The sequence below is a fragment of the Qipengyuania algicida genome, from assembly GCF_009828025.1.
Classification (GTDB): domain Bacteria; phylum Pseudomonadota; class Alphaproteobacteria; order Sphingomonadales; family Sphingomonadaceae; genus Qipengyuania; species Qipengyuania algicida.
The window spans coordinates 168,563-192,872 of record NZ_WTYA01000002.1 but is presented as its reverse complement, the minus strand read 5'-3'; the positions used below and the strand labels follow the sequence as shown (position 1 = coordinate 192,872).

Sequence of the window (24,310 nt, the reverse complement as noted above, 5' to 3'; positions counted from 1 at the left end):
GCGGCTTGTCGGCGATCGTTGCGCCGACGCTCGACCGTTACGAATCTAGCGCTCGACCGGCCAGTTATCGATCAGGCGCGTGCCACCGATCCTCGCTGCTACGAACAGCCGCGCATTGGTTTCGGCGCGGTCGAGCAGCGATAGCGTATGGCCGTGACGCAATTCGGCGTAATCGACCGAATCGAAGCCACCGGCCAACAGTTCCCCACGCAAGCTTTCCAACGCCGGAGCCGCTCGATCAGCCCCGGTCAGCGCGGCCACCGCAGAGCCGATTGCGCGCGGCAGATTGGCCGCTGCCTCGCGCTGTTCGGGTGAGAGATAGGCGTTGCGGCTCGACATCGCGAGCCCGTCAGCCTCGCGCACGATGGCGACACCGTGGATAGCATCGACATGCGGACGGGTCAGGTCGAGATCGCGCGCCATGCGGCGGATCACCGCGAGCTGCTGCCAATCCTTTTCACCGAAGAAGGCCATATCGGGCATCACTTCGTTGAACAGCTTGAGCACCACCGTCGCCACGCCATCGAAATGCCCCGGACGATCGGCGCCGCACAGCCTGTCGCTGATGCCGGTGACTGAGACATTGGTAGCATAGCCTTCGGGGTAGACCTCATCGCGCTCGGGCGCCCACAGCAGCGCGACGCCTTCTTCCTCCAGTAGCGCCTGATCGCGCGCGAGCTGGCGTGGATAGGCACCGAAATCCTCTTTTGGACCGAACTGGCGCGGATTGACGAAGATCGAGGCGACCACGTGGTCGGCCTTCTCTCGCGCCTCGCGCACCAGTGTCAGATGGCCTTCGTGCAATGCGCCCATGGTGGGCACAAGCGCGACTGTCTTGCCGCCGTCACGAAGATCGGCAACGGCATTTCTCAACATCGCGAGACGGGTGATGGTTTGCACGGGCGAAACACCTTGATTAGGGACGGATGGCATTGCTCTAGCGTCAGGCCGGGGCCTCACCAAGACAAAGAGAGTTGAATTCGCCCCGTGTCCAGCAAGCGCCCCCATCGCATCACTTTCGCCAATGAAAAAGGCGGTACGGGAAAATCGACCACTGCGGTCCATGTCGCCGTTGCTCTGGCCAAGAGCGGCAAGTCGGTGGTCGCCTTCGATCTCGACTCGCGCCAGCGGACGATGGACCGCTATTTCGAGAACCGCGCTGAGACCGCGGCAAAGCGCGGGATCGATCTGCCCAGCGCTCGCAGCCATGTAGTCGATGGGCTGGACCCTGAAGCATTCGAGGCGCTGATCGCGCGCGAAGCGGTGGATGCCGACTTCATCGTTATCGATACGCCGGGGCGCGACGATGCACTCGCGCGCCATGCGGCGGCGGAAACCGACACCTTGGTGACTCCGATGAACGACAGCTTCGTCGACTTCGACCTCATCGGTCAGGTCGAGGGCGAAAGCTTCAAGGTGAAGAAGCTGTCCTTCTATGCTGAGCTGATCTGGGAAGCGCGGATCAAGCGCAGCCGTTCGGGGCTGGAACAGCAACGCCCCCAAATGGATTGGGTGGTGGTGAGAAACCGCACCGGCTATACTGAAGCGCGCAATATGACGCGGATCGAAAAGGCGCTTGGCGAGATGGCCAAGCGTGTCGGTTTCCGCACCGCCAAGGGATTGTCCGAACGCGTGATCTACCGCGAATTGTTCCCGTCCGGCCTGACCCTGCTCGACAAGGGGCAATTGGGCGATCTGGGCACCAGCCATCTGGTCGCGCGACAGGAATTGCGCGGACTTGTTGCCGCGCTCCACCTGCCGGGTATCGCGCAACGCGAAAGCACCGCTGCGTGATCAAGCTGCTCATCCTGGCTGGACTGGCCGCGTTGGTCTTCCACCGGGTGATGGGCGCATGGCCGTGGGATTATCTTTCCACCACATCGCTGCATAAGCGCGAGCTGGCGCGGGCGCGCCGCCTGCTGGGCGTGCGACCCAATGCCGATGCCGGGGAAATTCGCGCCGCGCATCGCAAGCTTGCAGCCAAGATGCATCCCGATCGCGGCGGCAGCACCGCGCGTATTGCCGCAATCAATGGCGCGCGCGACCTGTTGCTCGCTAATCTCAACCCCCGCTAGAGGGAGCTTTCTTCGAATGAGCCATCAATTCAACCCCACCGTACTGCGCGAATATGACATCCGGGGGATCATCGGAGAAACACTCGGCCCCGATGATGCGCGCGCGATCGGTCGCGTTTTCGCTTCGATGCTGCGCGAGGCTGGCGGCAGCCGCGTGGCTGTTGGTTATGACGGGCGGGTCAGCTCTCCAGTGCTCGAACATGCGCTGGTCGAAGGGCTCACCGCGAGTGGCTGCGACGTGGTGCGCGTGGGCATGGGGCCGACCCCGATGCTCTATTACGCCGAAGCGTCAGACGAACAGGCGGATGGCGGCATCCAGATAACCGGCAGTCATAATCCCGCCAATTACAACGGCTTCAAAATGGTATTCCAAGGGCGGCCGTTTTTCGGTGCGGATATCACCAGGCTCGGCGAGCGGGCGGCGAAGGGCGAATGGGCCGATGGTGCGGGCAGCGTCGAGACGCGCGACATCATGGAGGCCTATATCACCCGTCTGCTGGAAGGGCTGGCCGGGGTCGACCATGCCGCGCTCTCCGATCTCAAGGTCGGTTGGGACGCGGGCAATGGCGCGGCGGGTCCGGCGCTTGAATTGCTCGCTGCGCGCCTGCCGGGCGAACACCATCTGCTGTATACGGAGGTTGACGGCAATTTTCCCAATCATCATCCCGATCCCACTATCGAATCCAATCTAGCCGACCTGAAGTCCTTGGTCGCGGAGAAGAACCTCGATTTCGGAGTGGCATTCGATGGCGATGGTGACCGGATCGGCGCTATCGATGGCGAGGGCCGCGTGATCTGGGGCGATCAGCTGCTGATGATTTATGCTGAGGACCTGCTGGCGCGGCGTCCGGGCGCCACGATTATTGCCGATGTGAAGGCCAGCCGCGCGCTGTTCGACGATGTCGCGAAAAATGGCGGTACGCCGCTGATGTGGAAGACCGGACACTCGCTGATCAAGTCCAAAATGAAGGAAACGGGCAGCCCGCTGGCCGGCGAGATGAGCGGCCATGTGTTCTTCGCCGATGAATACTACGGCTATGACGATGCGCTCTATGCCGGGGTGCGCTTGATCGCAGCCTCGGCGCGGCTGGGTAAGTCTGTCAGCGAGCTGCGCGGAGCGATGCCGGAGATGATCAACACGCCGGAAATGCGCTTTCAGGTCGATGAAAGCCGCAAGTTTGCCGCGATCGACGAAATCAAGGAACGGGTCGCGCAATCGGATGCCGATGTCGATGCGACCGACGGTGTGCGCGTGACCACCGATGACGGCTGGTGGCTGCTGCGCGCCTCTAACACGCAGGACGTGCTGGTTGCTCGCGCTGAAAGCGAAAGCAGGGATGGGCTCAAGCGGCTGGTGGCCCAGATCGACGAGCAATTGCAGCTGTCGGGGCTCGAACGCGGGGAGAGCGTCGGCCACTGAAATCGGGATCTGAAACAGGGAGTATCGGGATGAAATGGCAGAAGTGGCTGGCCGGTGGAGCGGCCTTGGGCTTGTTGTGCGCGCAACCCGCAGCTGCGGCAGCGCCCAAGAAGGGTGACGATGCCGCGGCAATGGCGGCACTCACGGACATGTTCAAGGCCGAGCCCTTGACCGCGGAACAGCGGGCGCGACTGCCTGCCGCTAAGGCGCTGATGATGCAGATCATGCCGTCCGGCACGATGGCGGAGATGTATCACAGCCTGTTCAAGCGGATCATGGATCCGATCATGAAAATGGCGGAGTCCAACCCAGCGACCGACGTTACGAAAAATCTCGGGCAGGATTCGGCCAAGCTCGATCTCACGGATGAACACGCCAAGCAGGCGGCCGCTATTCTCGATCCCGGGGCGGCCACACGCAATGCGGCAATGATAGAATCGTTGCAATCCGCGATGACCAAGGCGATGGCTGCGATGGAACCGGACATGCGCGAAGGCATGGCCGAGGCTTACGCAGTCAACTTCAACAGCAAGGAGCTCGCGGATATCGCCGCGTTCTTCGCGACTCCCTCGGGCATGACCTATGCCCGTCGCTCGTTTGCGCTGGCGTCCGATCCGCATGTGCTTTCGGCCTCGATGAAAAGCCTGCCCAAGCTGATGGCGGAACTCGGGCCGATGAAGGCGCAGTTCGACAAGGCGCAAGCCGATCTGCCGCAGCCGCGTGATTACGCTGACCTCAGCGCGGAACAGCGCACTGAGCTCGGGAAGCTCACAGGGCTGAGCCAGGCGCAGATCAAGGCTGGAATGGCCTCGGCGGCCAAAAAACGCGCGGACAAGGCGGCCAAGAATCGCACCAGCGAAGATTAATTCGGGTGCTTTCTGCGACGACCGAAATGAAAAGAGCCCGGAGTGATCCGGGCTCTTTATGTTCTGCATGTATATTGGATCAGCTTTCGAGACGGGGCTCGGTCTGATCGTTGCGCATCGACCAATTGTCGTCGATCCGCAGATTGTTCTGCACATGCTTCACGCCTGAAATGTCATGCACGCAGTCTTCTGCGCGGCGCTTCGCGGCGCGGCTGTCGACCGTGCCATCGAGAGTAATCTCGCTTTCGGTTGCAGTGACATTGATGTTGCGCGCATCCACACGCGGATCGTGGGTCAGGCGCTCGCACGCATCTTCGAGCAGGCGTTCCGGCGTGCGTTCATAATTGGCCGGACCTCGCCCGCTGTGATCCATCTCGCGTCGGCGTTCTGCTTCACGATCGCCAAACCAGCTGGCAACCTCATCGCTTGCGCGGTCGAAGAAACCACGCTCATCGCCATAATTCCGGCGCGAGTCATAGCGATCTGCGGCGTAGTTGCGCTCTGCGGCTCCACCATAGCCTGCGGTGGAACCTCCGCGAAAGCCGTAGCCTCGGCTGGACTGACCCACGCCGTAACTCCCACGGCTTCCCCGAGTGTAGTCTTCCCCCCCGAAATCGTCCGGGCGGAAATAACTGTGGGTTGAGCCCAACTCTTCGTAGCGGGACTTTGACCCGAAAGATGCCCGGTCATAATCGTCGAGCGGGCGGTAATCTTCGCGGTAGCTAGTGTCGGAATGAATCAGGCCGTTGTCGCGGTCCCGATTCTGACGACCACGCCAATTTTCGTCGCGGCGAGCTTGTCGGCTGTTGTAGCGATCGTCACCATATTGGTTTTTGGAATCAGCTTCGAACTGTTCGGCTTGGCGATTTCCGCGACGCGTGTTGCTGTCATATTCCGAATCCTGCGAATATCTGTAGCGATTTGTCATGATGGTCTCCTGCAGCTGCACTAGAGTGACATCCGAATTGCCCGGCAGCCCGCAGCGGATCGGATGGCGAGAGTGCCCGTTTGCGGGCTTGTGCTATTGAAACGATCTGTGGGGGAAGACGTTGCACTTGTCGGCTTGTGGTTAGGGCGCTTTGGCGCTTTCGAAGCCACTGAAATAAGTAGAAATATTCTTTCAATTCCTAGCAACACCAGGGCTCATGCGGAGCGTGTGAGAGTAGTGGCAGCGCTCGGAATTGCCGGCCAGGATGGAGGGCGATGAATCAGGACAATGTTCCGCCGGAAATACTTGCCTGGTTTTCCGGGCGGGACTGGCGAATGCGCAGCCATCAGCGCGAAATGCTTGCGGCTGCCGATGCAGGTCATCACGCGCTGCTGGTCGCCGATACGGGGGCGGGCAAGACGCTCGCGGGCTTCCTGCCGACCCTAGCCGATTTCACGTCCACACGGCTTGCGGGCGAGCCTCCGCCGGACAGCCTCCACACGCTGTATATCTCTCCGCTCAAGGCGCTGGCGCATGATGTGCAGCGCAATCTGATCGCACCGATCGATGAGATGGGCCTGCCGATCCGGGTCGAAACACGCAGCGGGGATACGCCTTCGGACCGCAAGAAGCGCCAGCGCAGCCGCCCGCCGAATGTGCTGCTGACCACGCCCGAAAGCCTCTCGCTGCTGCTGTCCTATCCTGACAGCTTCGCGATGTTCGCCGGGTTGAAGCGCGTCGTGATCGATGAAATCCACGCCTTTGCCACCGGCAAGCGCGGTGATCTTCTGGCGCTGGCGCTCAGCCGCCTCCAGGCGATCGCTCCGCAGGTGCAGCGCGCGGCCTTGTCGGCCACCGTAGCCGACCCTGAGACGTTTCGCGCGTGGCTGGCCCCTTGGGGCGATATCGATACGGTGGATCTGGTTGCGGGGGAGCAGGGCGCTCCGGCCGAGGTCGAAATCCTTTTGCCCGAAGAACAGCGCGTGCCCTGGGGCGGCCATGCCGCGACCTGGGCGGTGCCTCAGCTCTATCAGCGCATCCGCGAAAATCGCACCACGCTGATCTTTACCAACACGCGCTTCCTCGCCGAATTCATCTTTCAGAAGCTGTGGGAGGTCAACGAGGACACCCTCCCGATTGGGATACACCATGGCTCGCTGAGCAAGGAGGCAAGGCGCAAAGTCGAAGGAGCGATGGCGCGCGGGGAACTGCGGGCACTCGTCGCCACTGCCAGCCTCGATCTCGGAGTCGACTGGGGCGATATCGACCTGGTGGTACAAATGGGCGCGCCTAAGGGATCGAGCCGCCTGCTCCAGCGCATCGGACGCGCCAACCACCGGCTCGACCAGCCCAGCCGTGCGCTGCTGGTGCCGGGAAACCGCTTCGAATTCCTCGAGGCGACCGCGGCCAAGGATGCGGTGGATCAGGGTCAGAGGGACGGAGAGGATTTCCGCCCCGGCGGCCTCGACGTGCTGGCCCAACACGTGATGGGCTGCGCTTGCGCGGAGCCATTCCACGAGGGCGAGTTGCTCTCCGAGATTCGCTCCACCTTCGCCTATTCGTGGGTTGATGAAGACGTGTGGTCTCGCGTGCTCTCCTTCGTCGAGAATGGCGGCTACGCGCTGCGCGCTTATGACAAGTTCAAACGCATCACTCGCGACAATGACGGGACGTGGCGATTGACACACCCCGAACAGGCGGCGCGCCACCGGATGAACGCCGGGATCATCGTGGATTCCGAAATGCTCGAGGTCCGCATCGCCGCCGGACGCGGGCGTGGTGGGCGCAGTCTCGGCAAGGTCGAGGAGCGTTTCGCTGCGTCCCTTTCTCCCGGCGACACTTTTGCCTTTGCCGGAATGAGCCTCGAAGTCGTCAAGCTTCAGGATATGGAAGTTCTGGTGCGCGCGGCCAAGACGAGCGCCACCATCCCTTCCTATGGCGGCCAACGCCTGCCACTTACCACCCATCTCGCCGGGCGGGTGCGCGAAATGCTGGTCGACCGCGCAGGGTGGGCGCGCTTCCCTGACGATGTGCGCGAATGGCTGGAAGTGCAGGACTGGCGCAGCAGTTTGCCGGGGCCGGACAGCCTGCTGGTCGAAAGCTTCCCGCACGCCAGGCGCCCACTACACCGTCTATTACACTTTCATCGGCTGGAACGCGAACCAGAGCCTGGGGATGCTGATCACCAAGCGGATGGAGGATCGCGGGCTGATGCCGGGTGGTTTCGTCGCCAATGATTACAGCCTTGCCGTGTGGGGGCTGAAGCCGGTGACCGATCCCGCACCCCTGCTTTCGCCCGATATCTTGCAGGACGAATTCATCGACTGGGTGCAAGGAAGCTACCTGCTGAGGCGCGCCTTTCGCGAGGTGGCGGTGATCGGTGGGCTGGTCGAACGCCAGCATCCCGGCAAGCGCAAGACCGGTAAGCAGGTGACCTTCTCGACCGACCTGATTTATGACGTTCTGCGCAAATACGAACCTGATCACCTGCTGCTGGAAGCGGCGTGGGCCGATGCGCGCACGCAGATGACCGACGCCGGGCGGCTGGGCGATCTGCTCGACGAGGCGGCGGGACGGCTGGCCCATGTCACGCTGGAGCGGGTCAGCCCGCTCGCGGTGCCGGTGATGGTGATGATCGGGCGCGAAGCGACGCCGCAGGGCAGCGTCGACGACGAATTGCTGCTGGAAGCGGAAAGCCTCGCCGCCGCTGCGATGCGAGTGGACGATCTGCCTGATCCTGGCCAGTGAGGAGACTGGTCGGCGGTGTCGCGATCTGATAGCGGCACGGGCGGAGGGCAGAACCAACAGACGCGGGGGACACGCGCCATTATTCGCAAAATCTATGCCGTGCTGGCCGCACCTTGGCTGGCCTTTTCGAATGCCGCGATGGCGCATGGCGATGAAATTCATCCCGGCGAGCCGATCATGGCGATGTGGCAGTTTCCACCCGAGATCGTCGCTGGGTTATTGATCGCAGCGGCGTTGTATATCTCCGGGGTCCGACGGGGCGCGAGGGCACGCTGGTGGCGGCACGCGCTGTTCTTTGGCGGTTTGGTGGCGCTGTCGCTGGCGCTGCTTTCGCCGATCGAGCCACTGGCAGATCACGTCTTCGCAGTGCATCAGGTCGAGCACATGCTGCTGCGCTCGATCGGGCCGATGCTGCTGCTGCTCTCGCAACCGCAGGCCACGCTCATTCGCGGGATGCCCAACTGGTTGCGGCGCGGTGTGTTCGCGCCGATCGCCGGGAGTGGCGGAGTGAGGAGCGTGTTCGGCTTTTTCGCCAGTCCGCTAATTGCGACCGTGTTGTTCGTGGGCACCAGCCTGTTCTGGATGATCCCGCATTTTCACGACATCGCGATCCTCGATGAGGCGATCCATTACTGCTGGCACGTCAGCCTGCTGGTGACGGGGCTGTTCTTCTTCTTCGTGATTTTCGATCCAAGACCCGCGCCTGCGGGGGCACGGCTGGGAACGCGGCTGGTCATGTTCTGGTGCGCGGCGATGGGCAATATCCTGCTGGGTGCCTATCTCGCGTTCAAGTCCGCGCCGATTTACAGCGCCTATGATGTGATGGGGCGGATGCTGGGGCTGGCTCCGGTGATCGACGAGCAGATCGGCGGGCTTCTCATGTGGATCCCCGGCGCGATGATGTTTGCGATCTCGATCATCCTGATTCTGCATCGCTGGGGCGCGGAGGAACAGCGCGCCGACGACCGCCGGGCACGGATGGGCACGTCACAGGCTCACGCCGCGGGGCGTGCTGCCGCGCTGCCAGGTGCCAATCGTGCGTTGGCGCTCGGCCTCGGTGGATTTGCGGTGCTGGTTGTGCTGGTCGCACTGGTAAGCGCGGTGCTTTACGATCGCGAAATAGGACGTCATCGATCGGCAACGTCGGTTGAGATCGACCATTCACGCGGCGAATAGCTGGTGAAGCGGGCACAACAAAAAGGGGCGGATCGCTCCGCCCCTTCATTGTGTCTGATTGGGAAAGCTGCGTTAGCCAGCCTTGCCGAAATTCCGGTATTGCTCGTTGCCGACGAAGCCGAACTTCGTAACGCCCGAGTTCTTGATGATGTTGAGCACCTTTGCCGAGAGATCATAGCTCGCCAGCGCTTCAGGCTGGAACTGCAATTCCGGTTCCGGGTTCATTGCCGCGGATTCTTGCAGCAGCGTGACCAACTGGCCTTCGTTGATGGTGTTGCCATTCCACAGGATCTCGTTGGCCTGGGTAATGACCAGCTTGTTCTTCACCGGTTCGACCGTGATGTTGTTCGCCGGATTGGGAACCGGAAGATCGATGTTGATCGAATTGGTCGCGACCGGAATGGTGATGATGAACATGATGAGAAGCACGAGCATGACGTCGATGAGCGGCGTCGTGTTCATCTCCATCATCGGGCTGCCATCGTCGCTGCCGCCTGACATTGCCATGGTGGGTTACTCCTGAATTATTGCGTCGGGCGGCCGATCAGCCGTTCGGGTCGACCGGGTTGGAAATGAAGCCGACCGTGGGATAGCCCGCAGCCTGCACGTTGTAGATCGCCCCTGCGACACAGGACCAGGGGGCCTGAACGTCGCCGCGAATGAACACTTGGGGGATCTTGTCCGGATCGTTCTTGATCGCGTCCGGGCCGCCCGCGCGCTGCACGATATCATCAAGGCGCTTGAATGCCTTGTCGTACAGTTCTTGGGAATCGACCGGGGTGATGTTGTTGAAATACACCCGGCACTGGCCCGTGCGCGTCGCGCCCTCAAATCCGGGTTGCCCGGCACTGCGGCCTGCGGCGTCGGTGGTGCTCACTGTCAGCAGCAGGTTCTCGACCTTGTCCTTGGACGGCGTCGATTTAATGATCGGAATATGGAGCTTGTCGATTGTCTGGATCGCCACCGGAACGGCGATCAGAAAGATGATGAGAAGCACCAGCATCACGTCCACGAGCGGCGTGGTATTGATGTCCGACATCGGCGTATCGCTGCCGCCTCCGCCCGTCGAAATCGCCATGGTTTATCCTATCCGTTTCTTCGCTTCTGAACTCATATGTCTCATCCGGGCGTCGCGACGAGCGCAACGCCCGGTAATGAGATCAGCGCTTGGTCGTCGTGGTCGTGGTCGTCGAAGTAGCGGGCTTGGCAGCAGCCGGAGCTGCGGTGCGTGCCGGAGCGGCAGCTGCTGTTGCCGGCTTGACCTGGCCCTTCGAGCTGATGTTGGCGAGCAGGTCGGTGGCAAAGCCCGACAGAAGCTCGGCGATGCGGCGGTTACGTGCCTGCAGCCAGTTGTAGGCAAGCACCGCGGGAACCGCGACAATCAGGCCGATCGCGGTCATGATCAGTGCTTCACCGACCGGACCGGCAACCTTGTCGAGCGAGGCCGTGCCGGACATGCCGATGCCGATTAGCGCGCGATAGATACCGATAACCGTACCCATCAGACCAACGAAAGGCGCGGTTGCGCCGACCGTTGCAAGGAACGGCAGGCCGCCGGCGAGCTTCGAGTTGATCGAGGCTTCCGAACGCGCGAGCGATCCGTGGAGCCAGTCATGCGCTTCAAGGCTGTCGCCCATCTTCTGGTGCTGGTCTTCGGCCATGTTGGCATCGTCGACGAGCTGGCGCCATGCGCTGTTCTTGTCGAGCTTGGAAGCGCCTTCCTTGAGAGTGCCGGCGCGCCAGAACTGGGTACGCACGGTGCGGTACTGGTTCAGGATTTTCTGCTGTTCGAACAGCTTGCTGAACAGGATGTAGAACGATCCGATCGACATGATCGCGAGCACGCTGAAAATGGCCCACGAGATGATGCCGCCCTGCTCCATGGCAGACATGAAGCCGAAGTCGGTCTGGGGTGCCGAACCGGCAGCAGCGAGAAGTTCAATGGTCATTGCGAAGAGTCCTCTTTAAATCCGTACTTTGTGCCCCGTCCCTTGGGGCTGAAAGCTAAGGTTATTATTGAAGCCGATATACGATCCGGGTGGAATAATTACTGGTAATCGGGTCGCCAGCCGCGTTGAGTGCGGGCTTGAACCGGGCATAGCGCTGCATTCCGTCACACGCAGCACTATCCAGTACCGAAGACCCACTCGATCTGGTCACCGAGCAGCTGCTGACGCGGCCATTCGTGCCGATCACAACAGCAACGCCAACTGTACCTTCGGTGCCTTCGCGAACGGCGCGCGAGGGGTAGTTGTCGATGATACGCTGTGCCCAGTTGCCTTCCGATTGCGCTGCACGGGCCTTTGAAGGCGGCGGAGGCGCAGGCGGCGCCACAGGAGCAGGCGGCGGAATCCGGATTGCCGGCGGTGCTGGCGGCGGAATCGTCTGCTGTGTCTGGATCGGCGGCGGCGCGGTGGCGACGCTGATCGGCGGTGGCGGTGCGACCGGCGGTGGCGGAGCAGTGTCCGGCTTGGGCGGTGGCGGCGGTTCGCTCGGCGGTGGTGGTGGTGGCGGCTCCTTGATGTCCACCGTTGTCACTTTCTCGACCGCCTTCTTCACCGCCTCCATAGCGAGACCGGTGATGAGCGCGTAACCGAGAGCGATGTGGATAAGGACAACAATGACAATCGCCACCATGCGATTGCCACTCATTTGTTGATCAGCATAAGCCATTCGGTTGCATCACTCCATCGACACGCCGGGTCACCCCGGCGACACTCGTTCAGACATCATAAAATCGTTGACGCCCGTCTTGAACTGTTAACCCTTTAACGAAACCATCCTTAACCCAGACGTGCAATACCCCGCCCGGGTTCCCGAAGGGATCGCCAAAAGGCTGCGTCGGGTAATTTTATATCAACAACCCATACGCGTCGCTTGCCTTAGCCATCCTGTGCTGCGCGAGCAAACCCTTTATCGGTTAAGCCGGGTTTCAGTCACGTGCCCCTACGCACTTGCCTGAAATTGCGGCCTTTGCTGTATGCGTGGAAATGCCGCCGCCAACGATCGAGGTATGTCATGCACGCAAATCGCCTGTTTCTCGTCTCTCTAAGCGGATTCGCTCTGGCTTTGGCCAATCCCGTATTTGCCCAGGCTCCTGCCGCCACGCCTGGTCCGACCTACGCCGATCTGGCGACTTTGGCCGATGGCACGCCGATGGTGATACATGCGCAGATTCTCCGCCAGATTACCCTTCCGCCGGAGCGCGCGCCGAACGTCGCTCCGGGCCATGTACGCCTTTACATCGAAGCGCAGACGCAGGCTTTGCTGCTGGGCAATGCCCCGATCGGCGCGGCCCTCCACTATCTTGTCGACGTGCCGTTCGACGCCAGGGGGAAACCTCCCAAGCTCAAGAAAGAAGAGGTTATTTTGTTCGCGCGCCCGGTCGCCGGACGTCCAGATCAGGTACAGTTGGTCAAGCCCGACGCCCAGCTTTTGTGGTCTCCGGCGTTGGCCGAGAAACTGAAACCGATTCTTGCAGCATTTGCCGCGCCCAATTCGCCGCCTGCGATTACCGGGGTGAGCGATGCGTTGTCGACGCCGGGCAATCTGACCGGCGAATCGGATACGCAGATTTTCCTGACCACGGCAGACGGTGATCCGGCTGCGCTCAGCATCGTGCGCAGGCCGAACATGGCACCGCACTGGGGCGTGTCGTGGACCGAGCTGGTCGATCAGTCGGCCAAGCCGGCCGAGCCCGATACGCTCGAATGGTATCGCCTCGCTTGCGGATTGCCATCGACCCTGCCCGATAGCGCGAATCTTGCGCAGGACCCCAGAGACCGCGCACAGGCACAGTCCGATTACCGTTTCGTGCTCGACCAACTCGGCCCCTGCAAGCGCAACCGCGGCTAGGGTGCGCCCAAGACAAAATCATTCCATCCGATCCCTGCCCTGCGCTAGGTCGCAGGCATGGATGAAAAAGCTGAAGGCAATCGCATGAACGGGGCGCAGCGACCCTTGCGAATCGGGCTCGCCGGATTGGGAACGGTCGGTTGCGGGGTGATTCGACTGCTCGATGCCAATCGCGCGCTGATCGAGGCGCGGGCAGGGCGGCAATTGCAAATCACCGCCGTCAGCGCCCGTGACCGAACGCGCGATCGCGGGGTGGACCTGTCTGCTTTTGCTTTCGAATCGGACATGACAGCGTTGGCCGAACGAGACGATGTCGATGTCGTGATCGAGGCCGCAGGGGGCTCCGATGGACCGGCTCTTGAACTGGCCGGGGCAACACTGGGTGCAGGCAAAGGGCTGGTCACGGCAAATAAGGCGATGGTCGCCCATCACGGGCTGGAGCTTGCCGAACGGGCGGCCCAGAGCGGCGCAGCGTTGCGCTTCGAAGCGGCGGTCGCGGGCGGCATTCCCGTCATCAAGGGATTGCGCGAAGGCGCCGCAGCCAATTCGATAGACCGCATCTATGGGATTCTCAACGGAACCTGCAATTACATCCTCACGCGCATGGAGAGCACCGGCGCGGATTTCGCCGATGCTCTCGCAGAGGCGCAGGAACTGGGTTTTGCAGAGGCCGATCCCAGCTTCGATATCGAAGGAGTGGATGCGGCGCACAAGCTCGCCATTCTGGCGGCGATCGGTTTCGGCGCGAAGGTCGATTTCAACGGTGTGGCGATCAGCGGCATAACTCAGGTGAGTGCCGCAGATATCTCCCAAGCCAAGGCGCTCGGGTTCGTTATTCGTCTGGTTGGGGTGGCCGATTGCGATGATCCGCAGAACGGGACTGGGAGGTCCGCTTTGCTGCAACGCGTGCGCCCATGTCTTGTCCCGCTCGACCACCCGCTGGCGAACGTATCCGGCCCGACCAATGCGGTGGTGGCGGAAGGCAATTTCGTCGGTCGCCTGTTATTTCAGGGCGCGGGCGCGGGTGCTGGGCCGACTGCCAGCGCGATCGTTGCCGACCTGATCGATCTGGCGCGCGGCGATGCCGGACCGCCGTTCTCATTACCGGTTGCCGAACTGGAGGCGATGGACCGGGCCGATCCGGGGGGACGGACGGGTCGCGATTACATTCGCTTCACCGTCACCGACCGGCCGGGTGTGCTGGCCGAAATTACTGCGGCGATGCGCGATGCCGGGGTGTCGATCGAAAGCCTGATCCAGCGCGGTCGCGCCAAGGAGTCGGGCGGCGAGGTGCTGCTCGCCATGGTCACGCACGAAGGCCCGGAACGCTGTGTCGCCGAAGCCCTCGCGCTGCTGGAAGGTTCGCCCAGCCTTACCTCTGCCCCGTTGGTTCTGCCGATTCTGCGGGACTAGTCGCCGAATTGTCGGCTTGCGGCGGAGCCGGTTCTCCAGCGGCTTTGATTTTTTTCCCTGAGCTGTTGCCTCGGACTTCCTGGGTGACGGCAGCCGGTGGCGGAAGATCGAGCGCCTTTTCCTGCTGCTTGAGGATCACCTGCCGGGCGCGCCCTTCATCGTCCTCGCCAAGCGGTGCCAACCCATGTGCGATGCGGTCGGCATCCGATCCCGGCGGCGCCTTCGGCAACGCCGACACGTCGATGAACAGCGCAGGAGGCGGCGGACATTTGCCGAGGCCGGGGATGCAAAGGTTGCTCACCGTCGCCGGACCGCTGAATATCCCGCAATTGGGGCCACACGGGTCAGGGGGTGCCGGGGCATCGCGGAAAGCGGTGGCCGCGGCATAACGATCCATCGCCGACTCCTTCGACGAATAGGCGTTTTCAGAATCGTTCCTGCGCGCGCGGCAGACCACGATCTCGCCGGAAATCTTGGCGGCTTCTTCTTCCTTCGTGCAGGGTCGATAGTCGAGTTCCTGCCCTGGAGGTGGTGGTGCGAGGATATCGATCGTCTGCGGCGGGCTGCTTTGCGTCGCGCCGAGCGCGGTCGGTGTGCCGTTGCTGCTTCCACCGCTTGCCGTATCCTGCGCGAAAGACGGGGTCGCCAAGGTGAAACAGGTGAGTGTGCCGACGAGCAGAAACAGGACACTGCGCCATTGGCGGCTCGACATTGTGTATCTCCTCCGGCTATCGGCGCGGCCAACCGCTTAGTGGCAATCGCAATTTCGAGAGTGAACTGGTTATGAATTCACCTGCTGACAACCCGCTCGACCGCATTCTCGTGCTGGAAATGGTCCGCGTGACCGAAGCCGCAGCGATCGCCGCATCCAAGCTGATCGGTCGCGGTGACGAAAAGGCCGCCGACGCCGCTGCGGTCGAAGCGATGCGTCGCGCTTTCGATACGCTGGAAATGGATGGCACCGTGGTGATCGGCGAGGGCGAGCGCGACGAGGCGCCGATGCTGTTCATCGGCGAAAAGGTCGGCGGCGCTCCCGGAAAAGGCCCCAAGATCGACATTGCTCTCGACCCTCTCGAAGGCACGACGATCACCGCCAAGGCCGGACCCAACGCGCTGGCGGTGCTGGCAGCAGCTGCCGAGGGCAACCTGCTTCATGCACCCGACGTTTACATGGAAAAGCTTGCGGTCGGACCCGGCTATCCCGAAGGCATTATCGATCTCGCCAAGACCCCGACAGAGAATGTGCGCGCCGTGGCTGAGGCGAAGGGCGTTGCGCCGGGCGATCTCATCATCTGCGTGCTCGATCGTCCGCGCCATTCTGCGCTGATCGCCGAACTGCGCGAGCTTGGTTGCGGCGTCGTGCTGATCGGCGATGGCGATGTCGCCGGCGTGATCGCCACGACTGATCCCGATACCACTATCGACATGTATATGGGTACCGGCGGTGCGCCCGAAGGCGTTCTGGCGGCGGCCGCGCTGACCTGCGTGGGCGGGCAGTTCAATGGCCGGCTGGTGTTCCGCAACGAGGATGAGAAGGCACGCGCGCGCAAATGGGGCGTCGAAGATCTCGACAAGATCTACAAGCGCGAGGATCTGGTGAAGGGCGATTGTATCTTTGCCGCGACCGGCGTCACCTCGGGCTCGCTGCTCGACGGCGTCAAATATCTGCGCGACGGACGCATGACCACCGAGAGCGTGGTGATGCGCGCCTCCAGCCGCACGGTGCGCTGGATCAAGGGCGAGCACCAGGCGAAGTAAATACCGAACGGTACAGTGCCATCGAAGTGCGCGTCGGTCCTGCGCACGCAGACGAAGGCACGCGCTGGATCAAGGGCGTGCACCAGGCGGAGTAATTCCCGCGCAGAATTGCGCTACACCGGGCAAATCCGCGACTCCCATGTTGCAATCGCATGACGCTCGGCTAGGCGGTGGGCACAGCCGCTGACGGGGATTCGTTGCATGAAGATCATGGCCGCCAACTCGAACCTGCCGCTCGCGCGTGCGATCGCAGGCTATCTCGAGATGCCACTCACCGATGCCAGCGTGCGTCGCTTTGCCGACGAGGAAATCTTCGTCGAGATCCACGAGAACGTGCGCGGCGAGGATGTCTTCCTGGTCCAGTCGACCAGCTTCCCGGCCAACGACAATCTGATGGAGCTGCTGATCTGCATCGATGCGCTGCGGCGCGCCTCGGCGCGGCGGATTACAGCGGTGGTGCCCTATTTCGGCTACGCCCGGCAAGACCGCAAACCCGGCCCGCGCACCCCGATCTCAGCCAAGCTGGTGGCCAATATCATTACTCAGGCGGGCGCCGACCGCGTTCTGGCGGTTGATCTGCACGCCGGGCAGATTCAGGGCTTCTTCGACATCCCGACAGACAATCTGTTCGCCGCGCCGGTGATGGCCGCGGATATCCAGGCACGTTATGGCGACCAGGATTTGATGGTCGTCTCGCCTGACGTGGGCGGTGTGGTCCGCGCTCGGTCGCTGGCCAAGCGGCTCGACAATGCGCCGCTGGCGATCGTCGACAAGCGCCGTGACCGGCCCGGCGAATCGGAAGTGATGAACATCATCGGCGACGTTTCGGGCCGTCATTGCATCCTGATCGACGACATCATCGATTCGGGTGGTACACTGTGCAACGCAGCGCAGGCACTGCTCGACAATGGTGCCAAGAGCGTCGCCGCCTATATCACCCACGGCGTTCTTTCTGGTGGAGCGGTGGCACGGGTCGATGGTTCTGCACTCAAGGAACTGGTCATCACCGATTCGATCCGGCCCACCGATGCTGCGCTCGATTCCGAGCGAATCCGCATCCTCACTATAGCGCCGCTGATCGGCGAAGCGGTGCGCCGGATCGCCGACGAGAGCTCGGTCAGCTCGCTCTTCGACTGAGCTTTCGCGCAGGCAGCTGCGGGCGTGGTTCTGCCATAGGGTCTCGCCATGGACTGAGTTCACCGCTTGCGACACTCTCGAGCAGCTCGATCCGGCGAATCTGACGCATCTCGACCCCGATCCTGAGCAGCGGGCGGTCTATCTCGATGAACTGGCTTGGGGTCAGGTCAAAGAAATGGCGCATTTCGCGAATGAGATGGGACTGGTCGAAATATCTGAGGCGGAGTTCGGGCTCGTCCTCCTTTATGGCAACGCCCAGCAGGACCGCTGCCATATCGAGCGCGCGAGCGCGGCGCAGTGCAAGACCGGGCGTCACACCCATCTCCTTGCGTACCAGCCGCTCGAGCGTGCGCTGGCAGATCGAATGCGCAGCAGCGAAATCGCCAAGGGGAAATGTCGGATCGCCCAGTGTCGCAATTTCAAAATGCGTAATCAGCGTATTGGGCTGAGGCGGCCGGTAACGATCTACAAACCTCAGATACTCACGTTCGATCGCTTCGATCCAGTTTTCCGCCCCGTTTATGTGCAGCAGGCGTTCGGACAAATTCCCGTGGCCGACGTGGGCATCGTAATCGATAATCCGGTCAAGCATTTCGACTGGATTCGGACCGCCGAGAGCTGCATTGGCACCGGCAGTGAGATTTATCGTCGCTACGGCGAAGCTTCCGCTGACACGTACCGGCATCGCCCGGGAATGGGGGCCGAACAGGAGAGTCATACCGCGACCTCCCGGTTTGAACAGCTGCTGCCCGTCACGGGTCGTGGCCGACCAATTGCTGCCGAACACAATTCGGAGTGCGGCGCTCTCCGATAGAATTGTCCCCTCGACCGCTTGGCCTTCGGGCAGATCGACCTGGGTTACGCCCATTCTTGCAATCCAGGGTCGAAGACGCGCGCAGGGCGCACGACTGAACGCCAGCGGCAAGCCCGCGCGTGTCGCCCCCGTCAGAGACGTCAGTCCATCGCCTTCGTCCACTGTCACCGGTCCCTCTACCGGTGATGCGAACCCACGCGACCCCCGGCTATTTGTGAAGCATAGCACAAGCTGCAAGGAAGGTGTAGCGCGCTGCCCATGCCGGATTCGTCAGACGTCACTCTCGCCAACCGCCTCGCAGATGCCGCAGGTGAAGCCATCCGTCCGCTGTTCCGCGGACAATGGTCCGAAGAGCGCAAGGCCGACCGCAGTTTCGTCACCGAGGCTGACCGCGCGGCTGAAGCGGCGATGCGCGCGATATTGGACGCAGAGCGTCCCGGCGACGGCATCGTGGGTGAAGAATATGGCGCGGTTCGCGAGGGCAGCGAACGGCAGTGGATACTCGATCCGATCGACGGCACCACCAGCTTCATCGCCGGGCGGCCGATTTTCGGCACGTTGATTGCGTTGGTCGAAAGCGGCTGGCCGGTGGTGGGCGTGATCGATCAGCCGATCCTGAAGGAACGCTGGGTCGGGCGGATCGGTGCGGGGACGACTTTCAACGGCAAAGCTGCGCGGGTGCGAACCTGTAATGCGCTGGGTGATGCCGTTCTCGGCACGACCAGTCCCAATTTGTTCACCGGCGACGAGATCGATGCCTTCATGGGCCTCGCCGGATCGGTCGCGGAGAAAAAGATCATCTGGGGCGGCGATTGCTACAATTACGGTCTCTTGTCGGGCGGCCATGTCGATATCGTGTGTGAGGCTGGCCTCAAGCTCTACGATTTCGCCGCGCTGGTGCCGGTGGTCGAGGGTGCGGGCGGCACCATGTCCGACTGGCAGGGCCACCCGCTCGATGCGGAAAGCGATGGACGGGTTATCGCACTGGGCGATCCCGCGCGGCTGGACGACGTGCTCGAGGCGATGGGCGCGACAAGCGCGCACCACCACCACGACCACTGAACGCGCGCATCAGGCCATCGTCAGGCCGCCGTCGACACGCAGCTCGGTGCCGGTGATGAATGCGGCATCGCTGGACATGAGGAATGCGGCAGCCGCTGCAACGTCTTCCGGCTTGCCGACCCGTCCCAGGGGAACGGCCTTGGCTACCTTTTCGTGATAAGTCTCGATTTCGTCCTCGGCCATGCCGCCGCCAGCGTGGAAGCCCGTGTCGGTCGCGCCCGGCGTGATTGTGTTGACCCTGATCTTGCGGGGGGCGTACTGTGTGGCCAATGAGCGGGTAAGCTGGCGGATACCCGCCTTCATCATCGAATAGGCAGCCATATCGGCCCGTCCGCCGCCGACGGTTCCCGATCCGATCAGCAGCAGCGATGCCCCGTCCTTGAGCAAATCGCCGAGCTTCGCCGACTGGAGAAATGGCGCGCGCAAATCCACCGCCCACAACCGCTCCAGCTCGTCCTGCTTGATCGAATCGATCCCGGCGAATGTGCCGATCCCTGCGTTGAGGAAAGCACCGTCGAGACCGTCGGGCGCAAAATCCTGCGCCTGTTTGACCAGCGCGTCGACTGCTGCTGGATCGGAGGCGTCATTGGCAACGACGGTTGCTGTCGGCAGTTCTTTTCGCGTCGTTTCAATATGCTCTTGGGTGTTGCCGGTCAGCAGGACGAACGCACCTTCTTCGCTCAGGCGCTTGGCTGTTGCCAGGCCGATACCCGATGTTCCGCCGGTGATGAGAAAACGCTGACCTTCAAATCTTTGCATGAGATGCTCCTTGTTATGTCCATGAGACGGATCGCAGGGCGAACCGGTTCCGAACTCGGGCACCGTCAGCCACGCGCCGCGTTCGCAAACCTATGGAGCAGACAAAATCCCTGATCGTGACCGGTGCGGGGGCCGGTATCGGACGTGCCGTGCTGATGCATTTTCATGGCTTGGGTTGGCGTGTAATCGGACTCGACCGCGACGCGGCGGCGCTCGACGAATTGCGCGCTGCCCTGCCTGATTCGACCGCCTCGCTAATCGAATGTGATGTCGGCAGAGAGTCTGCGGTCAAGGAGGCCTTCGCCCAAATGGGCGATCAGCCGCTTGGTGTTCTGGTCAACAACGCAGGGATCGCCGATCCCTATTGCGGACCGCTGGAGGATCTGTCGCTCGACGACTGGCACAGCTGGATCGATGCCAGCCTGACCGGCGCGTTCCTTTGCACACGTGCGGCGCTGCCGCTTTTGCGCAAGGCGGAACAGGCCAACGTGATCAATATATCCTCGACCCGCGCCATAATGAGCGAGCCGGAGACCTACGCCTATTCGGCGGCGAAGGGCGGACTCGATGCGCTGACCCGGGCGATGGCCGTCTCGCTCGGTCCAGATATTCGCGTCAATGCCGTGCGCCCCGGCTGGATCGAGACCGGGCCGTGGCAGAAACAGGCCGACCGGAGCAATCCCGAGCATCGACCACGTGATCGCAAACAGCATCCAGCCGGCCGGGTAGGCAGGCCCGAAGACATCGCCGACGCGGTCGAATGGCTGGTCGGCGCCGGGTTCGTCACCGGGCAGGCGATCAACGTCGATGGTGGCATGACGGTAAAGATGATCTACGAAGACTGACATGACTGGACAGCTGGAGGGACGAATCGCGCTGGTGACTGGCGCTGCGCGAGGGCTTGGCTTCGAAATTGCGCGGCGGCTGGCGGAGGGTGGCGCACAGGTCTGGCTCAACGGGCGTGATCCAGAGGCTCTCGAACAGGCGGCGCACCAAATCGGTCGCAAGGCGGGAGCGCTCACCTTCGACATCACTGACGATGCGGCGAGCGAGCAGGCGTTTGCCAGGCTTGAGGACGCAGGCGGACTCGATATCCTCGTCAACAACGTCGGGCAGCGCGATCGGCGCGGCCTGGATGAGCTGGGGCGGGCGGACATGCGGGCGATGCTCGAATCCAACCTCGTCGCGCCATTCGATCTGGCCCGCCGTGCGGCCAAGCTGATGCGGGCGCGCAGATATGGGCGGATCGTCAACATCACTTCCATCGCTGCCGAGATTGCGAGGGGCGACGTGCTCTACACCGCCAGCAAGGGCGGACTGGCCGCGATGACTCGCGCGCTCGCTGCCGAGCTGGGCGGGCAGGGCATCACGGTCAACGCCGTCGCACCCGGCTATTTCGCTACCGAAGCGAATCGCTCGATGGTCGAAGATGCGAGCATCGCGCAGCACCTTGCCCGGCGCACATCGCTCGGGCGCTGGGGCGAGCCGGGAGAGATCGCCGGGGCTGTCGCATTCCTTGCCTCGCCAGAGGCGAGCTATGTCACCGGCCAAACATTGGCGGTCGATGGCGGCTATCTCAGCCACTTCTGACTTGCGTTTTTGTGATCAGACGCTATGTGCGCGGCCTTCACCGACACGTGAAATATCCGCCTGCCTGGCTGAAAGGGCTGCCAGGGCCGGTTCGGACGTGTCTCTGACAAAGGAGATGAAAATGCCCAAGATGAAGACCAAGAGCGGTGTGAAGAAGCGCTTCAAATTCACCGCGACCGGCAAGGTCAAGCATGGTGTCGCAGGCAAGCGCCACCGCCTGATCAGCCACAATGCGAAGTACATCCGCCAGAACCGTGGAACTTCCGTGCTGTCCGAAAGCGACGTCAAGCACGTGAAGAAATGGGCCCCTTACGGCCTCGATTGAGCCCGGTTACACGCAGGAGATAAGAAATGCCTCGCATTAAACGCGGCGTGACCACACGCCAGAAGCACAAGCGGATTCTTGACCAGGCCAAGGGCTATCGCGGTCGCCGCAAGAACACTATTCGCATCGCGCGCCAGGCTGTCGAGAAGGCTGGTCAGTACGCCTATCGCGACCGTAAGGTTAAGAAGCGCAACTTCCGCGCCCTTTGGATCCAGCGTATCAATGCCGCTGTACGCGCCGAAGGCCTGACCTATTCGCAGTTCATGCACGGCACCAAGCTGGCCGGCATCGAGCTGGACCGCAAGGTGATGGCCGATCTGGCGATGAACGAAGGCGCTGCCTTCAAGGCGATCATTCAGCAGGCGAAGGCCGCACTCGGCTGATCTGCAACCGACCCATCGGGATCGGATAGTGTGAGACGCGGGCCCTGAGGGTCCGCGTTTTGCGTTTTGGCGCGCCTTTCGTCTCAGCGTTGAGCCGTTGTCGTATCTGTGCAAATATCTTCTCGCTATGGGGGGATATTCGATCAACGCGCGATTCTTCGCGCCGCCGGAAGCGCTCGCAGGCTGTTTCACCAGCTTTTACCTGCTCGAGTGTGATTCGGGCGATGATCCCTATCTCGACGATATGCTCCAGCCCGAATGGGGCAATCTGCGCTTTTTTCTTGGGGCGGCACCAGAAGCCCAGGTGAAAGGGGAGCGCTCGCTCAAGGACACACCTTTTACTGCAACGGGTCCCAGCACCGCCCCGATCAGATTCCGGCTGCGCTCGACCCGGATGTGGGGGGTTGGCCTGTTGCCGCTCGGATGGGCGAAATTCATCGGTCTTCCGGCCTGCAATTTCGTCAACGGATTATACGATGGACTGAAGCATCCGGCGTTCGCGCAATTCGTCCGGCTATTCGACCGGTTGTCTGCCAGCACGGCCTCCGACAAGAATCAGGCCGATCTGATCTGTGATCATTTCCTCGCGCTCGATCAGCCCGTGCGTGATGCGGAGCGCATCGCAACCGTTCACGAGGCCCTGCTCGATCCGTCGCTCAACGAGGTCGGGACCATGGCGGAGCGCACCGGAATGAACCGCAGAACGCTCGAACGGATCTGCACGCGTCATTTCGGCTTTCCGCCACAATTGTTGATCCGCCGCCAGCGGATGATGCGCAGCCTTGCGGCCTATATGCTTGAGCACGGTGCACGCTGGTCGGAAGTGATCGATACCAATTACCACGATCAGGCGCATTTCAGCCGAGAATTTCACGCTTTCATGGGTATTAGCCCAAGCGAATATGGAGCGCTCCACCATCCGGTCCTTGGCGCATTCATGGAAGCGCGCAAGCTGGCGCTGGGCTCGCCGGTCCAGACGCTGGACCCGCCGCACCCATCCTCCACCTGATGCCTTTCGATTGAATTGGAGTGTAAATTTTCGAAACGGCGTCTAGAAATGTATCGATGAACGGGGGCGCAGCGATCGAAGAGGCAGGAATAAGCCTGCACCTGTTCAGCCCGGCCCCGGCTTTGCGACCCTATATTACGGTCTATTACCGAACCGAGGCGCTCTCGCATGAGCCGATCGAAGACCTGCTGCCGCCTGAATGGGCGAATATCCGGGTGGGAAATGGCAAGGTTTATGAAGCGGCCAATGGCGATGTGTCACTGGGCCAAGTCCCGACCGCCGTCATCTCAGGCCCTTCCAGCAAAGGCACGCGGCTGAGGATCGCTGGGGGGGACTTTTGGGGAGTGGGGCTGTTGCCGCTCGGCTTTGCCCGGTTTCTCGATATGAGCGCGAGCGATGTCGCCGATCGCTTTGTGGATGCGTCGGATCAGCCGGCCGCAGGGTATCTGCACCCCGTTCTCGATCGGCTCGCGGCTGCGCCGAGCGATATGACAGGCAATGTCGCGCTGCTGGACAAGGTGTTCGAACAACGCCTAGCCAAGCCGTTGCGACAGGGGGCGCAAATCGTCGCGCTGCACGAGGCGATCCTGTCCGACGACGTGCAATCGGTGGCTGCGTTGGTGGAGAAGGTCGGTGTGAGCGCGCGCACGGTCGAGCGTCTGTGCCAGCGCTATTTCGGTTTCACTCCGCAAATGCTCTTGCGCCGCCAGCGTTTCCTGCGCAGCCTCGCGCGCTACATGGTCGATCCGACCATGCGGTGGATCGATTCGCTCGATTCGCATTATCACGATCAGGCGCAGTTCGTGCGCGAGTTCCGATTTTTCATGGGAATGCGCCCGAGCGAATATGCGGCGATGCCGCACCCGATTGCGCAGACTGCACTCAACGCACGGCGAATTGCGCTCGGCGAGCCAATGCAAGTGCTGCATCCGGCAATAAATCTGTCTTCGGCGCAGGCTTCGGCCACAAGCAGGGTTTAGCTCGGCCCGCGC

General features: G+C 62.1%; 25 protein-coding genes and 1 pseudogene. 17 read left to right on the top strand and 9 right to left on the bottom strand.

Annotated features, from left to right (window positions below):
• Positions 1-45: 45 nt before the first annotated feature.
• The gene (gene panC, locus GRI58_RS03345) at positions 46-900 is read right to left on the bottom strand and encodes a pantoate--beta-alanine ligase (protein WP_160752152.1); all 855 of its coding nucleotides are present in this window, start codon (positions 898-900) and stop codon (positions 46-48) included.
• An 87-nt stretch (positions 901-987) separates the two neighbouring features.
• Between panC and GRI58_RS03340 the strand changes: the two genes are divergently transcribed.
• The 4 genes from GRI58_RS03340 to GRI58_RS03325 are packed head-to-tail and all read left to right on the top strand — an operon-like array spanning position 988 to position 4,361.
• Positions 988-1,794, top strand: a complete 807-nt coding sequence (locus tag GRI58_RS03340; protein WP_160752151.1) for a division plane positioning ATPase MipZ — start codon at positions 988-990, stop codon at positions 1,792-1,794.
• Positions 1,791-2,075 carry a DnaJ domain-containing protein gene (locus GRI58_RS03335; RefSeq protein ID WP_160752150.1) on the top strand — a complete coding sequence of 95 codons (285 nt, stop codon included), beginning with the start codon at positions 1,791-1,793 and terminating at the stop codon, positions 2,073-2,075. The genes GRI58_RS03340 and GRI58_RS03335 overlap by 4 nt, the downstream gene beginning before the upstream one ends.
• A gap of 16 nt (positions 2,076-2,091) precedes the next feature.
• A complete protein-coding gene (pgmG, locus tag GRI58_RS03330; RefSeq protein ID WP_160752149.1) occupies positions 2,092-3,495 on the top strand; it encodes a phosphoglucomutase/phosphomannomutase PgmG in 1,404 nt (467 codons plus the stop codon).
• Positions 3,496-3,524: 29 nt separating this feature from the next.
• The gene (locus GRI58_RS03325) at positions 3,525-4,361 is read left to right on the top strand and encodes a DUF2059 domain-containing protein (RefSeq protein ID WP_160752148.1); all 837 of its coding nucleotides are present in this window, start codon (positions 3,525-3,527) and stop codon (positions 4,359-4,361) included.
• A 79-nt stretch (positions 4,362-4,440) separates the two neighbouring features.
• Here GRI58_RS03325 and GRI58_RS03320 read toward each other — a convergent pair whose 3' ends face one another.
• Positions 4,441-5,289: a BON domain-containing protein gene (locus tag GRI58_RS03320; protein ID WP_160752147.1), complete on the bottom strand. Its 849-nt coding sequence runs from the start codon at positions 5,287-5,289 to the stop codon at positions 4,441-4,443.
• A gap of 275 nt (positions 5,290-5,564) precedes the next feature.
• Between GRI58_RS03320 and GRI58_RS03315 the strand changes: the two are divergent.
• A pseudogene (locus GRI58_RS03315) lies at positions 5,565-8,037 on the top strand (ligase-associated DNA damage response DEXH box helicase).
• 15 nt (positions 8,038-8,052) lie between these two features.
• Entirely contained in the window at positions 8,053-9,213 is a 1,161-nt protein-coding gene (locus GRI58_RS03310; protein WP_160752146.1) for a cytochrome c oxidase assembly protein, read from the top strand.
• A gap of 72 nt (positions 9,214-9,285) precedes the next feature.
• Here the strand turns inward: GRI58_RS03310 and GRI58_RS03305 are convergent, their stop codons facing one another.
• From GRI58_RS03305 to GRI58_RS03290, 4 genes are all read right to left on the bottom strand, one after another.
• Positions 9,286-9,720 carry an ExbD/TolR family protein gene (locus GRI58_RS03305; RefSeq protein WP_160752145.1) on the bottom strand — a complete coding sequence of 145 codons (435 nt, stop codon included), beginning with the start codon at positions 9,718-9,720 and terminating at the stop codon, positions 9,286-9,288.
• Between the two features lie 37 nt (positions 9,721-9,757).
• Positions 9,758-10,291, bottom strand: a complete 534-nt coding sequence (locus GRI58_RS03300; RefSeq protein WP_202386765.1) for an ExbD/TolR family protein — start codon at positions 10,289-10,291, stop codon at positions 9,758-9,760.
• Between the two features lie 82 nt (positions 10,292-10,373).
• Complete coding sequence (locus GRI58_RS03295) at positions 10,374-11,162, bottom strand: MotA/TolQ/ExbB proton channel family protein (RefSeq protein ID WP_160752144.1); 789 nt, start codon at positions 11,160-11,162, stop codon at positions 10,374-10,376.
• Positions 11,163-11,226: 64 nt separating this feature from the next.
• Positions 11,227-11,865, bottom strand: a complete 639-nt coding sequence (locus GRI58_RS03290) for an energy transducer TonB (RefSeq protein WP_237452063.1) — start codon at positions 11,863-11,865, stop codon at positions 11,227-11,229.
• 366 nt (positions 11,866-12,231) lie between these two features.
• Here GRI58_RS03290 and GRI58_RS03285 point away from each other — a divergent pair, with 366 nt between their 5' ends.
• Positions 12,232-13,068: a hypothetical protein gene (locus GRI58_RS03285; RefSeq protein WP_160752142.1), complete on the top strand. Its 837-nt coding sequence runs from the start codon at positions 12,232-12,234 to the stop codon at positions 13,066-13,068.
• Between the two features lie 57 nt (positions 13,069-13,125).
• Entirely contained in the window at positions 13,126-14,481 is a 1,356-nt protein-coding gene (locus tag GRI58_RS03280; RefSeq protein ID WP_237452062.1) for a homoserine dehydrogenase, read from the top strand.
• On the opposite strand, the gene GRI58_RS15380 is transcribed toward GRI58_RS03280, so the two are convergent.
• Positions 14,441-15,193, bottom strand: coding sequence for a hypothetical protein (locus GRI58_RS15380; protein WP_202386764.1), 753 nt, complete (start codon positions 15,191-15,193; stop codon positions 14,441-14,443). The two genes, GRI58_RS03280 and GRI58_RS15380, sit on opposite strands and share 41 nt — an antisense overlap.
• A gap of 71 nt (positions 15,194-15,264) precedes the next feature.
• Here GRI58_RS15380 and glpX point away from each other — a divergent pair, with 71 nt between their 5' ends.
• Both glpX and GRI58_RS03265 read left to right on the top strand, forming a co-directional pair.
• Positions 15,265-16,239, top strand: a complete 975-nt coding sequence (glpX, locus tag GRI58_RS03270) for a class II fructose-bisphosphatase (protein WP_160752141.1) — start codon at positions 15,265-15,267, stop codon at positions 16,237-16,239.
• Positions 16,240-16,440: 201 nt separating this feature from the next.
• Complete coding sequence (locus GRI58_RS03265; RefSeq protein WP_160752140.1) at positions 16,441-17,376, top strand: ribose-phosphate pyrophosphokinase; 936 nt, start codon at positions 16,441-16,443, stop codon at positions 17,374-17,376.
• On the opposite strand, the gene GRI58_RS03260 is transcribed toward GRI58_RS03265, so the two are convergent.
• Positions 17,357-18,352, bottom strand: coding sequence for a helix-turn-helix transcriptional regulator (locus GRI58_RS03260; RefSeq protein ID WP_160752139.1), 996 nt, complete (start codon positions 18,350-18,352; stop codon positions 17,357-17,359). The two genes, GRI58_RS03265 and GRI58_RS03260, sit on opposite strands and share 20 nt — an antisense overlap.
• A 96-nt stretch (positions 18,353-18,448) precedes the next feature.
• Between GRI58_RS03260 and GRI58_RS03255 the strand changes: the two genes are divergently transcribed.
• Entirely contained in the window at positions 18,449-19,252 is an 804-nt protein-coding gene (locus tag GRI58_RS03255; RefSeq protein WP_160752138.1) for an inositol monophosphatase family protein, read from the top strand.
• Positions 19,253-19,261: 9 nt separating this feature from the next.
• On the opposite strand, the gene GRI58_RS03250 is transcribed toward GRI58_RS03255, so the two are convergent.
• Positions 19,262-20,011 (bottom strand): SDR family NAD(P)-dependent oxidoreductase, encoded by a 750-nt coding sequence (locus tag GRI58_RS03250; protein WP_160752137.1) that lies wholly within the window; start codon positions 20,009-20,011, stop codon positions 19,262-19,264.
• 116 nt (positions 20,012-20,127) lie between these two features.
• Between GRI58_RS03250 and GRI58_RS03245 the strand changes: the two genes are divergently transcribed.
• The 6 genes from GRI58_RS03245 to GRI58_RS15565 all read left to right on the top strand — a co-directional run bounded on the left by GRI58_RS03245 (position 20,128) and on the right by GRI58_RS15565 (position 24,298).
• Complete coding sequence (locus GRI58_RS03245; protein WP_337190872.1) at positions 20,128-20,856, top strand: SDR family NAD(P)-dependent oxidoreductase; 729 nt, start codon at positions 20,128-20,130, stop codon at positions 20,854-20,856.
• Between the two features lies 1 nt (position 20,857).
• Positions 20,858-21,601, top strand: a complete 744-nt coding sequence (locus GRI58_RS03240) for an SDR family oxidoreductase (RefSeq protein WP_160752135.1) — start codon at positions 20,858-20,860, stop codon at positions 21,599-21,601.
• 121 nt (positions 21,602-21,722) lie between these two features.
• Positions 21,723-21,926, top strand: coding sequence for a 50S ribosomal protein L35 (gene rpmI, locus GRI58_RS03235; protein ID WP_160752134.1), 204 nt, complete (start codon positions 21,723-21,725; stop codon positions 21,924-21,926).
• 26 nt (positions 21,927-21,952) lie between these two features.
• Complete coding sequence (gene rplT / locus GRI58_RS03230; protein ID WP_160752133.1) at positions 21,953-22,309, top strand: 50S ribosomal protein L20; 357 nt, start codon at positions 21,953-21,955, stop codon at positions 22,307-22,309.
• A 127-nt stretch (positions 22,310-22,436) separates the two neighbouring features.
• On the top strand, positions 22,437-23,318 hold the full coding sequence (locus GRI58_RS03225) for an AraC family transcriptional regulator (RefSeq protein WP_160752132.1): 882 nt from the start codon (positions 22,437-22,439) through the stop codon (positions 23,316-23,318).
• A 56-nt stretch (positions 23,319-23,374) separates the two neighbouring features.
• Positions 23,375-24,298: a helix-turn-helix domain-containing protein gene (locus tag GRI58_RS15565; RefSeq protein WP_237452061.1), complete on the top strand. Its 924-nt coding sequence runs from the start codon at positions 23,375-23,377 to the stop codon at positions 24,296-24,298.
• Positions 24,299-24,310 lie beyond the last annotated feature (12 nt).

Bases quoted from the DNA above. Each gene is read 5' to 3' on its own strand.
- glpX (WP_160752141.1), top strand. From the start codon at position 15,265: ATGAATTCACCTGCTGACAACCCGCTCGACCGCATTCTCGTGCTGGAA.
- GRI58_RS03320 (WP_160752147.1), bottom strand. From the start codon at position 5,289: ATGACAAATCGCTACAGATATTCGCAGGATTCGGAATATGACAGCAAC.
- GRI58_RS03300 (WP_202386765.1), bottom strand. From the start codon at position 10,291: ATGGCGATTTCGACGGGCGGAGGCGGCAGCGATACGCCGATGTCGGAC.
- rpmI (WP_160752134.1), top strand. From the start codon at position 21,723: ATGCCCAAGATGAAGACCAAGAGCGGTGTGAAGAAGCGCTTCAAATTC.
- rplT (WP_160752133.1), top strand. From the start codon at position 21,953: ATGCCTCGCATTAAACGCGGCGTGACCACACGCCAGAAGCACAAGCGG.
- GRI58_RS03285 (WP_160752142.1), top strand. From the start codon at position 12,232: ATGCACGCAAATCGCCTGTTTCTCGTCTCTCTAAGCGGATTCGCTCTG.
- GRI58_RS03295 (WP_160752144.1), bottom strand. From the start codon at position 11,162: ATGACCATTGAACTTCTCGCTGCTGCCGGTTCGGCACCCCAGACCGAC.
- GRI58_RS15565 (WP_237452061.1), top strand. From the start codon at position 23,375: ATGAACGGGGGCGCAGCGATCGAAGAGGCAGGAATAAGCCTGCACCTG.
- GRI58_RS03225 (WP_160752132.1), top strand. From the start codon at position 22,437: ATGGGGGGATATTCGATCAACGCGCGATTCTTCGCGCCGCCGGAAGCG.
- GRI58_RS03290 (WP_237452063.1), bottom strand. From the start codon at position 11,865: ATGAGTGGCAATCGCATGGTGGCGATTGTCATTGTTGTCCTTATCCAC.
- GRI58_RS03325 (WP_160752148.1), top strand. From the start codon at position 3,525: ATGAAATGGCAGAAGTGGCTGGCCGGTGGAGCGGCCTTGGGCTTGTTG.
- GRI58_RS03240 (WP_160752135.1), top strand. From the start codon at position 20,858: ATGACTGGACAGCTGGAGGGACGAATCGCGCTGGTGACTGGCGCTGCG.
- GRI58_RS03280 (WP_237452062.1), top strand. From the start codon at position 13,126: ATGGATGAAAAAGCTGAAGGCAATCGCATGAACGGGGCGCAGCGACCC.
- pgmG (WP_160752149.1), top strand. From the start codon at position 2,092: ATGAGCCATCAATTCAACCCCACCGTACTGCGCGAATATGACATCCGG.
- GRI58_RS15380 (WP_202386764.1), bottom strand. From the start codon at position 15,193: ATGTCGAGCCGCCAATGGCGCAGTGTCCTGTTTCTGCTCGTCGGCACA.
- GRI58_RS03255 (WP_160752138.1), top strand. From the start codon at position 18,449: ATGCCGGATTCGTCAGACGTCACTCTCGCCAACCGCCTCGCAGATGCC.
- GRI58_RS03265 (WP_160752140.1), top strand. From the start codon at position 16,441: ATGAAGATCATGGCCGCCAACTCGAACCTGCCGCTCGCGCGTGCGATC.
- GRI58_RS03250 (WP_160752137.1), bottom strand. From the start codon at position 20,011: ATGCAAAGATTTGAAGGTCAGCGTTTTCTCATCACCGGCGGAACATCG.
- GRI58_RS03305 (WP_160752145.1), bottom strand. From the start codon at position 9,720: ATGGCAATGTCAGGCGGCAGCGACGATGGCAGCCCGATGATGGAGATG.